The sequence below is a fragment of the Hydrogenophaga sp. 2FB genome (assembly GCF_005503365.1).
Lineage (GTDB): Bacteria > Pseudomonadota > Gammaproteobacteria > Burkholderiales > Burkholderiaceae_C > Hydrogenophaga.
In genome coordinates this window covers 66,692-78,872 of the sequence record NZ_SCML01000015.1, presented here as the reverse complement: position 1 = coordinate 78,872, position 12,181 = coordinate 66,692, and the positions used below count along the sequence as shown (strand labels likewise).

Here is a 12,181-nt window from a genome sequence, read left to right as displayed (position 1 = left end):
GCTTGGGTGGTGCATGGCTTTTGACATCGACATCGGATTCGCCTGCCAGGCGGGCCGCAAGGAACACAACGAAGACTTCTGCGCGGCCATGTTGCCGCCCGGGGGGCAGGAAGACATGGGCTCCATCGTGGCCATCGCCGACGGCGTGAGCACCGGCGGCATGGGGCGAGAAGCCGCCCAGACCACGGTGACCAGTTTGGTGCGCGACTACCACAGCACGCCCGAAACCTGGGACACCACCGTCGCGCTGGACCGCATCATCGGCGCGCAGAACGCCTGGCTCAGCGGCCTCAACCGCAGCCGCCAGCCGGCCATGGGCCTGACCACGCTCACCGCATTGGTGCTGCGCGGCCAGTCGTACACGCTGGCGCACGTGGGCGATTCGCGTTGTTACCTGTTGCGCGAAGGCCAGACGCTGCGGCTCACGCACGACCACGTGGTCAACCACCCCGACATGCAGCACCAGCTGCTGCGCGCCGTGGGGTTGGAAGACCACCTCGTGGTCGACTACGTGCAGGGCGACCTGCAGGTGGGCGACACCTTCGTGCTGCTCACCGATGGCGTGCACGGCAAGCTGCTCGAACGCCGCCTGAGCGCCTGCGCCGATCTGTCGGTGTCCACGCAGGACGCTTGCGAACGCCTGGTGGAGGCCGCGCTGGCCGCGGGCAGCGACGACAACCTCACCGCCATGGTGGTGCGCGTGCGCGGCCTGCTCGACCCCAACTGGGAAGACGCCAGCCGCCTGGCCGAGGCGCTGCCGATGGCGCCGCGCCTGAAGGTGGGCGACCAGCTCGACGGTTTCGTGGTCACCGCGCCCGTGGCCGACAACGGCATCAACCTGCTCTACCAGGTGCGCGACCCGGCCACGCAGACCTTGTATGCGCTCAAGACGTTGCACCCGGCGCGAGCCCACGACCCCGGCGAGCGCGCGATGCTCGCGCACGAGGCCTGGTTGTCGCGGCGCATGCAGTCCTCGCGCGCGGCCGACAACCTGGTGGGCCTGCACCACAGCCTGCCCACGCGCCAGCCGCGCAGCGCCTATTACCTCCTGTACGACTGGCACGGTGGCGAGACCTTGCAGCAGATGCTGGACCGCTCGCAGCGCTTCGCGCCCGGCCAGGCGGTGCAGATCGCCATGCAGACCCTGCGCGTGCTCGGCCGCATGCACCGCCAGGGCGTGATCCACCGCGACATCAAGCCGGCCAACCTGCACCAGGGCGACGATGGCGTGCTGCGCGTGCTCGATCTCGGCGTGGCCCTGAGTGGGCGCGAACCCGAGAGCATGCGCCGCCTGCACGCGGGCACGCCGAGCTATGTGAACCCGGAGCAGTGGGGTGACGCGGAAGCCCAGCAACTGCCCGACGCCCGGAGCGACCTGTTCGCGCTGGGCGTCACGCTCTACCAGTTGCTCGCCGCGCGCCTGCCCTATGGCGAGGTGCTGCCCTACCAGGTGGGGCGCTACTACCGCGACCCAACACCGCCCAGTCGCCACAACCCCGAGGTACCGATCTGGCTCGACCACGTGGTGCAGAAGGCCGTGGCGCGCGAGCAGTCGCAGCGCTTCGAGACGGCCGAAGAATTTCTGCTGGCGCTGGAGCGCGGCGCGTCGCGGCCATTGACCGTGCCGCCCGCGTCAGCCCTGCTGCAGCGCGACCCGACGATGGTGTGGAAGCTGCTGCTGGGCTTGAGCGTGCTGTTCAATGTGCTGTTGATCTACTGGTTGTTGTTTCTGCCGACGTAATCGATGCACGCACTCAAGCGGTGCGCGCCCGACCACCCTTCTCAGCCCAAGTGCGTGTCCACCGGATCTGCATGAACCGCATCATCCCCAGCGCACACAAGGCGAGCACCGCGAACAGCGCGAAGCCCCAGAAGTAGGTGCCGGTGTACTGCCGCGACAGGCCCATCGCGTTGGGCACCAGGCCGCCGCCGAGGGCGCCGATCTCGCCGATCATGGAGCCGGCCACGGCCGTGGTGAGCGGCCAGCGCAGCGGCACCAGCTGGAACAGCGCGCCATTGCCCGCGCCCAGCGCGGCGAAACACAGCATCAGCAGCAGCGTGGTGACCACCAGAGAACCGCCCGCCAGGCCGCAGGCCAGCAGCGTGACCGAGATGACCACGAGCACGGCGGTCAGCGTGTTGATGCCGCCCCAGTGGTCGGAGATCCAGCCACCGAAGATGCGCAGCGCAGCGCCCATGAACGCCGCCAGCATGGTGAGCTGGCCGGCCTGCACCTTGCTCACGCCGAACTGGTCGTAGTAGTAGCTCGGCAGGAAGGTGGTGAGGCCGATGAAGCCGCCGAAGGTGATGGCGTAGATGGCGCTGAAGGCCCAGCCGTCCTTCTCGAACAGGCAGGCGGCGTGGTCGCGCAGGCCCGCGTGTTTGTCCACGTCGTCGGGCTCGCGCGCGAAGACGATCATGACCACCACCGGCAGCAGCAGCCCGACGGCGGCGATGCCGTACACCGATTGCCATCCGTAGGCCTGCGCCAGTTGCGGCGCGAACAGGGCCGAGAGCGAGGTGCCCACATTGCCCGCACCCACCAGGCCCATGGCCAGGCCCTTGTAGCGCGCGGGAAAGGAGCCCGAGCCGAGCGAGAGGGCCACGCCGAAGCTCGCGCCCGCGATGCCCAGCAGCACGCCCATGGCCAGCAGGTCGTTAAAGGTGTCGACGAAGAAATAACCGAACAGCAGCGCGATCGCGATGCCACTCATTTCCACCAGCGTGGCGTTCTTGCGGCCGATGTACTGCGCCAGCACGCCCAGCGGAAACCGCATGAGCGCGCCGGCGAAGATCGGCACCGAGAGCATCACGCCGAGCTGGGCCGGGCTCAGGTTGAGCGAATCCTTGATGAAGGGCGCCATGGCCCCGTTGGTGACCCAGACGCCGCAGCAATAGGTGAAGTAGACGAACGAGGCCAGCAGGGTGGGGCTGTGGCCTGCTTTCAGGAACGATCGGAAACCCGCCATGGCGTGAACCTTTGTGAGAAGGGGAGTGGGGAACGGATGGCCCATGCCGGTAGGACCGGCGCATGGCCGGTTGCGGTGCATGGGGCATCGGGCGGCCGGAACCGGCAACCCGATGCAAGGAAAAAGGCCGTCGTTAGCCTTGCCGTTCTTCTCGCAAATTCCATGCCCGTGAAAGGGCGGGTGCATGCGCCGTTTTGGGGCTCAGGCCGCCTTTTCCACGTGCGCTTGGCGGGTGTAGAGGAAGTCGATCACTTGCTTGCGGCACTGCTGGTACGCCGGGCTGTCGGCCAGTTCGACGCGGTGGCGCGGGCGTGGCAGGTCCACCGTGAGCACCTCGCCGATGGTGGCGGCCGGGCCGTTGGTGAGCATCACGATGCGGTCGCTCAGCAGCACGGCCTCGTCCACATCGTGCGTGACCATCACCACCGTGCTCTGTGTGCGCGCCACGATCTCCAGCAACTCGTCCTGCAGCTTGGCGCGGGTGAGGGCGTCGAGTGCGCCGAAGGGCTCGTCCATCAGCAGCACCTTGGGCTCCATCGACAGCGCGCGCGCAATGCCCACGCGTTGTTTCATGCCGCCGGAGATTTCGCCGGGGCGTTTCTGTGCGGCAGGCGTGAGGCCGACCAGCGCCAGCGCGGCGTCGGTGCGGGCCTTGAGTTGGGCCTTGTTTTCGCTGCCGCCGAACACGCGCTCGACCGCGAGGTGGACGTTCTCGAAGCACGTCAACCACGGCAGCAGCGAGTGGTTCTGGAACACCACCGCGCGCTCGGGGCCGGGGCCGTTGATTTCCTTGTTGGCGCAGAGCAGCACGCCATTGGTGGGCGTGGTGAGGCCGGCAATGAGGTTGAGCAGCGTGGACTTGCCGCAGCCCGAGTGGCCGATGAGCGTGACGAACTCGCCCTTGGCCACGGTCAGGTGGATGTCGCGCAGCGCGGGAAAATTGCCCTTGCGGGTCTTGAAGGTTTGTTCGACGTTCTGGATCTCGATGTATTTGGATGCGTCGTTCATGACTTCACCTCTTCGTATGTGAACAGCGTGGCCAGCTTGATCAGGCCGAACTCGAGCAGCAAACCGACGATGCCGATCACGAAGATCGCGATGATGATGCTGGCGACATTCAGGTTGTTCCACTCGTCCCAGATCCAGAAGCCGATGCCCACGCCACCGGTCAGCATTTCGGCAGCCACGATCACCAGCCAGGCCGTGCCCACGGCCAGGCGCACGCCGGTGAGCAGGTAGGGCAGAACGGCCGGAAAGAGGATCTTGGTGAAGATCTTCCATTCGCTCAGGTTGAGCACACGCGCCACGTTCATGTAGTCCTGCGGCACGCGCTGCACGCCCACGGCGGTGTTGATGATCATGGGCCAGATCGAGCAGATGAAGATGGTCCAGATGGCGGCGGGGTTCGCACCCTTGAACACCAGCAGGCCGATCGGCAGCCAGGCCAGCGGCGACACCGGGCGCAGCAGGCTGATGAGCGGGTTGAACATGCGGCTGAGGAACTCGAAGCGGCCGATGGCAAAGCCCGCCGGAATGCCCACGAGCGCGGCCAGACCGAAGCCGACCGCCACGCGCTGCAGCGACATGAGCACGTTCCAGCCCACGCCCTGGTCGTTCGGACCGGCCTGGTAGAACGGGTCGGAGAACACGCTGACGGCTTGTGTCCAGGTGGCCAGCGGCGTGGGGATGCCGCTGTCGCCCGTGCCGGCCACGAGCGACCACACGATCACCAGGAAGGCCAGCCCGAGCACGGGCGGCAGCACGGCGCGGAAGAAGCCCGACAAGCGCTCGCGCCAGGGTGAGGGCGCTGCGGCCTGGCGTGGCGCCTCGGTTGCAGGGTGCGCGGCGGCGGCGATGGCGGCCGTCGCGAACCGGGTTTGCGACACCGCCGCCGCGGGGGCGGGCGCCATCGCCTCAAGAGGAGAGTGGAATACGGCACTGACCATGGTGATGCTCCGTTGTGAGGGCGCTCACGCGGCCCGGGTCTTGAAACCGTCGGCGTACTTGGCGGGGTCCTTGCCGTCCCACACCACGCCGTCGATGAACTTGGCGCTGCGCATGTCCGACTTGGGCAGCGGCGTCTTGCTGGCGGACGCGGCTTCCTTGTAGATGTCGATGCGGTTGACCTGCTTGGCCACGGCCAGGTAGTCGGGGTGCGACTTCAACAGGCCCCAGCGCTTGTGCTGCGTGAGAAACCACATGCCGTCGCTCAGGTACGGGTAGTTCACCGCGCCGTCGTTGTAGAACTTCATGTGGTTGGGGTCGTCCCAGGTCTTGCCCAGGCCGTTCTGGTAGCGGCCCAGGATGCGCTGGTTGATCGCGTCCACGCCGGTGTTCACGTACGAGCGCTGCGCGATCGTCTCGGCCATCTTGTTCTTGTTCTGCAGACCGGCGTCGATCCACTTGCCGGCTTCCAGAATCGCGGCGGTCACGGCGCGCGCGGTGTTCGGGTTCTTCTGCACGAACTCGGCCGTGGTGCCGAGCACCTTCTCGGGGTGGTCCTTCCAGATGTCCTGCGTGGTGTTGGCAGTGATGCCGATGCCGTCCATGATGGCGCGGTGGTTCCAGGGCTCGCCGACGCAGAAGCCGTCCATGTTGCCCACGCGCATGTTGGCCACCATCTGCGGCGGCGGCACCACGATGGCGCGCGCGTCCTTGAACGGGTCGATGCCCGCGGCGGCGAGCCAGTAGTAGAGCCACATCGCGTGCGTGCCGGTGGGGAAGGTCTGGGCGAAGGTGTATTCGCGCTTCTCGCTGGCCATCAGCTTGGCCAGCGACGGGCCGTCCACCGCGCCCTTGTCCGCCAGCTTCTTCGACAGCGTGATGGCCTGGCCGTTGTGGTTCAGGTTCATCAGCACGGCCATGTCTTTCTTCGGGCCGGCGGTGCCGAGCTGCAGACCGTAGATCAGGCCGTAGAGCACATGGGCCATGTCCAGCTCGCCGTTGACGAGTTTGTCGCGCACACCGGCCCAGCTCGCTTCCTTGGTCGGCACGATCTTCACGCCGTGCTTCTTGTCCAGGCCGAGTTCGGCGGCCATCACCACGCTGGCGCAGTCGGTCAGCGGAATGAAGCCGATCTTGACTTCGGTTTTCTCCGGCGCATCGGAGCCGGCGGCCCAGACGCCGTGGTGGCCCAGCGTGGAGAAGAGGGCGGCCGTGCCGATCGCGCTGCCCTTCTTGATGAACTCGCGGCGCGAGTCCGTGAGCGGCGTGGCGCTGGCGGCTGGGGTGGGGGTGACTGCGTTCATGACCAACTCCTTGCTGATGAAAAAAATCGAAGCCCCAAAACACAACGGCGCCCATTTCCATGCCTGCGCTGCGCAGGGCGGGAAATGGACGCCGTTGTCCTGTGTCTGGGAAGACTGTGGAAAGCCTTGCCGCCATTGGCCCGGCTTTCGTTGCCTTCTCTAAAGCAGTTGCCGTGCCAACCTGCGGGTTATCCCACTGTGGATTGATTTCAAAGGGAAACCGCCGCTTCAAGGGGAGGCGATCGCCACGGGGCGGCGCTCGACGGGCTTCAAATTGGTGCGGTGGGCGAGGGTGGCACGGTATTTGTGCACCGCAGCACCGGGCGTGGCTTCAGCGCGGCCGTTCGGGGAGCACCTCGGCCATGGCCAGCACCGCCTCGGCCACTTCGATCAGGCGGCGGTTCTGGTTCATCGCCATCTGGCGCATGGTCTTGTGCGCCTCTTCCTCGCGCAACTGGCGGTGCGCCATCAGCAGGCCCTTGGCGCGTTCGATCACCTTGCGCTCGTTCAGGCTGGCGCGCACGGTGTCGAGTTCATCGCTCATGGTTTGCAGGCGGCGCGACTGCTCCTGCACCAGCTCCAGGACAGGGCGGTCCAGCTGCAGGCCGTAGCTGGGCGGGCTGACGCCGAAGTTTGCGGGCACGTCGTGGAAGAAGGACAGCGCGTCGACCTCCTGCGCGGGCGTGGCCTGGAGCGCCTGGTACGACGCCAGTTCGGCACGCGCGGCGGTGGTCTTGTCTTCGCAGGCGCGCAGCAGGTCGAGCGCGAGCCGGTCCTCCACCGACTTCATGCGGTCGATGCGCTGGCTGCAGCAGTCGAACCAGGCCTGGCTGAGCTGCGCGTTGAGCGGCACGCCCTGCGCCGCGGTGCAGAGCACGCGCCGCATGCGCTCGAGTTCGGCGAGGGTGGTGCTGGCCTGGCTGACGGCCCAGAAATCCACCACGCGCGGATTCGCGAACTCGGTGAACACCTGCAGGCAGCGCTCCTGCGATTCGATCAGGTGCAGCAGGCGTTGCTGCTCGCCCGTGTCGGCACGGCCCGAGGCGAACAGTGCCGAGCCCACGGCGCGCTCCTGGCCGGCGAACTCCTTGCCCTGCATGAAGTTGAAGCGCGCCACCAGCAGGCGGGAAATCTCCGGGTCGCTGGCGCTGTCGGCGGCCTCGAACACCACCGCCAGCAGGCCGGCCACCAGCCGCACGTACGCGTCGGTGGCCTGGCGGGTGTTCCACTGCAGCGAGGCCACGTGCTCGCGCAAACCGTCCAGCGCATCCAGCCCATGCAGCACGTAGGCGATGCGGCTGAACAGGCGCGCGCCGTGGCCCACGCGGGCCGACGCCGTGTCCAGGCTGTCGAAACACGCGCGCAACTCGCCCTCGATCTGGCGGCATTCCTCGATCTGGTGCGCGCGCATCTCCGCGAAGCGCCCTCCCTGCGAGCCGATGAGCAGGTTGGACAACCCCCGTTCGCGCTGCAGCCCATGGATGAGCCGGCCGGTGACGTTCACCAGCGCGCTCGTGAGCGCGAGCTGCTGCAGCTCGGCAATTTCACAGCGCTTGGCGGCAACGAGGAAGTTCAGGCCCGATTTCATGGGTTCGTGGGGAAGGCAAGGCATGTCCCTGGGGACTGAGCAACAAACATGCCGCCCGTACACTTCCCGCATGCTGATATTGGGAATCGAGTCGTCCTGCGACGAAACCGGCGTGGCCCTGGTCGACGCCAGCGGTAGCGCCACACCCCGCCTGTTGGGGCATGCCTTGCACAGCCAGATCGAGATGCACCAGGCCTATGGCGGCGTGGTGCCCGAACTCGCCAGCCGCGACCACATCCGCCGCGTGCTGCCCCTGACCGACGCCGTGCTGGCGCAAGCCGGCCTGCCGCTCTCGGCCGTGGACGCCGTGGCCTACACACGCGGGCCGGGTCTGGCGGGCGCGCTGCTGGTGGGCTCGGGCGTGGCCTGTGCGCTCGGCTTCGCCTTGGGCAAGCCGGTGATCGGCGTGCACCACCTCGAAGGCCATTTGCTGTCGCCGTTCCTGAGCGCCGACCCGCCCGAGTTCCCCTTCGTGGCACTGCTCGTGTCCGGTGGGCACAGCCAGCTCATGCGGGTGGACGGCGTGGGCCGCTACGAATTGCTGGGTGAAACCATCGACGACGCGGCCGGCGAGGCGTTCGACAAATCGGCCAAGCTGCTCGGCTTGCCGTACCCCGGCGGTCCGGCGCTCTCGCGCCTGGCGCAGCAGGGCGACCCCTTGGCCTACAAGTTCCCGCGTCCCTTGCTGCACAGCGGCGACCTGGACTTCTCCTTTGCCGGCCTGAAGACGGCGGTGCTCACGCAGGTGAAGCGCCTGGCCCACGCGCATCCCGATGGTCCGGCCCTGCCACACCTGGCCGACCCGCTGAGCGCACAGCAGAAAGCCGACGTGGCCGCCAGCGTGCAGGCGGCCATCGTCGAAGTGCTGGTGAAGAAGTCGATGACGGCGGTGCGCCAGAGCGGCCTGCGCCGCCTCGTGGTGGCCGGCGGCGTGGGGGCCAACGCGCTGCTGCGCGCGCAACTCGGCGAAGCCTGTGCCAAGGCGGGTGTGCGCGTGCACTACCCCGAGCTGCACCTGTGCACCGACAACGGCGCCATGATCGCGCTCGCGGGCGGCATGCGCGCGCAGGCCGGGCTGGCGTCTGCCGATGAGGCCGGTGAGGTCGACTACCGCTTCGACGTCAAGCCGCGCTGGCCGCTGTCCGATCTGCGCTAGATACGTTTCTCAACCCTCTGTTGCACCACCGACCCATGAACGCTTCCACCGCTTCCTTCCTGGCCGCCCGCGACTTTCTGCAACAGCACCGCCTGGACTACGACCGCGCGTACCGCGACTTCCAGTGGCCCGTGCTGGACGAGTTCAACTGGGCGCTGGACCACTTCGACGCGATGGCGCGCGGCAACGACGCCCCTGCCTTGCACATCGTGGGCGACGACGGCAGCGAGGTGAAACGTTCCTTCGCGCAGATGGCGGAGCGCTCATCACAAGTGGCCAACCACCTGCGCGCGCTGGGCGTGCGCCGCGGCGAACGCATCCTGCTCATGCTGGGCAACGAGCTGCCACTGTGGGAGGTGATGCTGGCCGCCATGAAACTTGGCGCGGTGGTGATTCCCGCCACCGCCTTGCTCACCGCGCAGGACCTGCGCGACCGCCTCGACCGCGGTGAGGTGCGCCACGTGGTGGTGGGCAGCGCGCACGCCGGCAAGTTCGAAGGGTTGGAGGGCGACTACACGCGCATCAGCGTGGGCGACCTCGTCGAGGGCTGGCAGCGTTTCGAAGACGCCGCCAGCGCGCCCATCGCCTTCACGCCCGACGGCCCCACGCGCGCCACCGATCCGCTGTTGCTCTATTTCACCTCGGGCACCACGTCCAAGCCCAAGCTGGTGCTGCATTCGCACCAGAGCTACCCGGTGGGGCACTTGTCCACCATGTACTGGATCGGCCTGCTGCCCGGTGACGTGCACCTGAACATCTCGTCGCCCGGCTGGGCCAAGCACGCCTGGAGCTGCTTCTTCGCGCCGTGGAACGCGGGTGCCTGCATCTTCATCTACAACTACGCGCGCTTCGATGCGCCAGGGCTGCTCTCGGTGCTGGAGCGCCATCGCGTGACCAGCCTGTGCGCGCCACCCACGGTGTGGCGCATGTTGATCCAGGAAGACCTGGCGGCATGCCGCGAACGCCTGAGCCTGCGCGAGGTGATCGGCGCGGGCGAACCGCTCAATCCCGAGATCATCGAACAGGTCCAGGCCGCCTGGGGCCTGGGCTTGCGCGACGGCTACGGCCAGACCGAAACCACCGCCCAGATCGGCAACCCACCGGGCCAGCCGCTCAAGCCCGGCTCGATGGGACGGCCCTTGCCGGGTTATCGCATCGAGCTGCTGGACGTGGACGGGCAGCCCGCGAGCGAAGGCGAGGTGTCGCTGCCGCTGGCGCAGCGTCCAATCGGCCTGATGCTGGGTTACCAGGGCAGCGAGTCGCAGAACAGCGACGCCATGCGCGACGGGCACTACCACACCGGTGACATCGCCCAACGCGACGACGAGGGATACATCACTTTCGTGGGCCGCAGCGACGACGTGTTCAAGGCCTCGGACTACCGCATCAGCCCGTTCGAGCTGGAGAGCGCGCTGATGGAGCACGAGGCGGTGATGGAAGTGGCCGTGGTGCCCAGCCCCGACCCGGTGCGCCTGGCCGTGCCCAAGGCCTACCTGATCCTGCGCCAGGGCGCGCAGGCCGGGCCCGATCTGGCGCGCGACATTTTTGCCTTCTCGCGGCAGCACCTGGCGCCGTACAAGCGCATTCGCCGGATCGAGTTCGTGACGGAGTTGCCCAAGACCATCTCCGGCAAGATCCGGCGCGTGCAACTGCGCGCCGACGAGTCGCAGCAAGTGGCTTCGGGCCAGCGCGGTGCGGGGGTTTTCATGGAAGAGGACTTTTCCTGAACGCCTTGATCGATGCATGGCTCGAGCGCCATCGGCCGTCCGGCAAGGCCCTTGACGGTCCGATGGAGGGCATGCCGGGTTCCATAATTATGAATTAGACTTCGGCATCCTGTCGCGTGAGCGACAAATAAGGCCCGCAACCGAAACCCGCTTCCCCATGAAACACCTGTTCGACACCCTGTTTTCCCCGCGCCGCCGCGCGCTCGCCGCCGCCCTGGTCGGCACGCTGACCACCGCCGTGTCCCTGGCCCAGGCGCCCGCGCCCGCCACCGGTGCACCCATCCGCATCGGCATGATCGAAGGCCTCTCCGGCCCCATCGCCAACACCGGCGAAGCCGTGTTCCGCAACCTGGTCTGGGCGACCGAGCGGGTCAACGCCCGCGGCGGTGTGAAGCTGCCGGCCTCGCTGGGCGGAAACCGACCCCTGGTGATCGAGCGCTTCGACAGCAAGGGCCAGACGGAAGAGGCGCTCTCGGTGCTGCGTTCGGTGATCGACCGCGACATCAGCATCGTCACGCAGGGCAATTCTTCGGCCGCGGCCAGCGCGCTGATCGACGCCATCAACAAACACAACGAGCGCAACACGTCGCGCCAGATGCTGTTCCTCAACTACTCGGCGGTGGACCCCATCCTCACCAACGAGCGCTGCAGCTACTGGCACTTCCGCTTCGACGCCCACGCCGACATGCGCATGAGCGCGCTCATGAGCGTGCTGCGAGACGACAAGCAACTCAAGAACATCTACCTGATCGGGCAGGACTACAGCTTCGGCCAGGCCGTGCTGCGCGAGGCGCGCAGCCAGATTGCCGCGCAACGCCCCGACGTGAAGATCGTCGGCGACGAACTGCACCCCATGGCGCGCGTGAAAGACTTCATGCCCTACGCCGCCAAGATCAAGGCCAGCGGCGCGCAAGCCGTGCTCACCGGCAACTGGGGCAACGACCTCACGCTGCTGGTGAAGGCCGCGCGCGAAAGCGGCTTCGAGGGCAGCTTCTACACCTTCTACGGCAATGCGCTCGGCGCGCCCGCCGCCATGGGCGACGCCGGCATCGGCAAGGTGATCGCCGTGGCCGACTGGTTCCCCAACGTGCCCACGCCCGAGTCCGAGGCGTTCTACAAATCGTTCCGCGAGCGCTTCCCCAGCCCGGCCGATGACTACGTGCACATGCGCATGCAACTCATGATCGAGTCGCTGGCCCAGGCCATCGAACGCGCGGGCGCGGCGGGCGGTCCGATCAACGCCGCCACCATCGCGGCCCAGCTGGAAAAGGCGGACGTGACGCTGGCCGGCCAGCGCGCCCGCATGCGCGCTGGTGACCACCAGTTCCAGCAATCGCTGGCGGTGGCCGTGATGGACAAGCAGGGCGCGCCCGGCGTGAAGTTCGACGTTGAAGGCTCGGGTTACGGCTTTCGCGTGATCCGCAACCTGACCCCTCAGCAGGCCGAACAACCCCACACCTGTACCATGCAGCGACCTTGAATGTGCGGGAGCG

Annotated in this window: 9 protein-coding genes; 4 read left to right on the top strand and 5 right to left on the bottom strand. The window is 67.4% G+C overall.

The window, feature by feature from the left end; translation table 11 throughout:
• Positions 1–13: 13 nt before the first annotated feature.
• Positions 14–1,741 carry a bifunctional protein-serine/threonine kinase/phosphatase gene (locus FFS09_RS11040; RefSeq protein WP_137918921.1) on the top strand — a complete coding sequence of 576 codons (1,728 nt, stop codon included), beginning with the start codon at positions 14–16 and terminating at the stop codon, positions 1,739–1,741.
• A 13-nt stretch (positions 1,742–1,754) separates the two neighbouring features.
• On the opposite strand, the gene FFS09_RS11035 is transcribed toward FFS09_RS11040, so the two are convergent.
• The 5 genes from FFS09_RS11035 to FFS09_RS11015 form a co-directional block, all read right to left on the bottom strand.
• Positions 1,755–2,969 carry an MFS transporter gene (locus FFS09_RS11035; protein WP_137918920.1) on the bottom strand — a complete coding sequence of 405 codons (1,215 nt, stop codon included), beginning with the start codon at positions 2,967–2,969 and terminating at the stop codon, positions 1,755–1,757.
• A 201-nt stretch (positions 2,970–3,170) separates the two neighbouring features.
• Positions 3,171–3,977, bottom strand: coding sequence for an ABC transporter ATP-binding protein (locus FFS09_RS11030; protein ID WP_137918919.1), 807 nt, complete (start codon positions 3,975–3,977; stop codon positions 3,171–3,173).
• Entirely contained in the window at positions 3,974–4,915 is a 942-nt protein-coding gene (gene ntrB / locus FFS09_RS11025) for a nitrate ABC transporter permease (RefSeq protein ID WP_137918918.1), read from the bottom strand. The genes FFS09_RS11030 and ntrB overlap by 4 nt, the downstream gene beginning before the upstream one ends.
• 24 nt (positions 4,916–4,939) lie before the next feature.
• Positions 4,940–6,217 (bottom strand): CmpA/NrtA family ABC transporter substrate-binding protein, encoded by a 1,278-nt coding sequence (locus FFS09_RS11020; RefSeq protein WP_137918917.1) that lies wholly within the window; start codon positions 6,215–6,217, stop codon positions 4,940–4,942.
• A gap of 331 nt (positions 6,218–6,548) precedes the next feature.
• Entirely contained in the window at positions 6,549–7,805 is a 1,257-nt protein-coding gene (locus FFS09_RS11015) for a nitrate regulatory protein (RefSeq protein WP_137918916.1), read from the bottom strand.
• A gap of 70 nt (positions 7,806–7,875) precedes the next feature.
• Between FFS09_RS11015 and tsaD the strand changes: the two genes are divergently transcribed.
• The 3 genes from tsaD (at position 7,876) to FFS09_RS11000 (ending at position 12,168) form a co-directional block, all read left to right on the top strand.
• The gene (gene tsaD, locus FFS09_RS11010; RefSeq protein ID WP_137918915.1) at positions 7,876–8,961 is read left to right on the top strand and encodes a tRNA (adenosine(37)-N6)-threonylcarbamoyltransferase complex transferase subunit TsaD; all 1,086 of its coding nucleotides are present in this window, start codon (positions 7,876–7,878) and stop codon (positions 8,959–8,961) included.
• 35 nt (positions 8,962–8,996) lie between these two features.
• Positions 8,997–10,688, top strand: a complete 1,692-nt coding sequence (locus FFS09_RS11005) for an AMP-binding protein (protein WP_137918914.1) — start codon at positions 8,997–8,999, stop codon at positions 10,686–10,688.
• 157 nt (positions 10,689–10,845) lie between these two features.
• Complete coding sequence (locus tag FFS09_RS11000; protein WP_137918913.1) at positions 10,846–12,168, top strand: branched-chain amino acid ABC transporter substrate-binding protein; 1,323 nt, start codon at positions 10,846–10,848, stop codon at positions 12,166–12,168.
• Positions 12,169–12,181 lie beyond the last annotated feature (13 nt).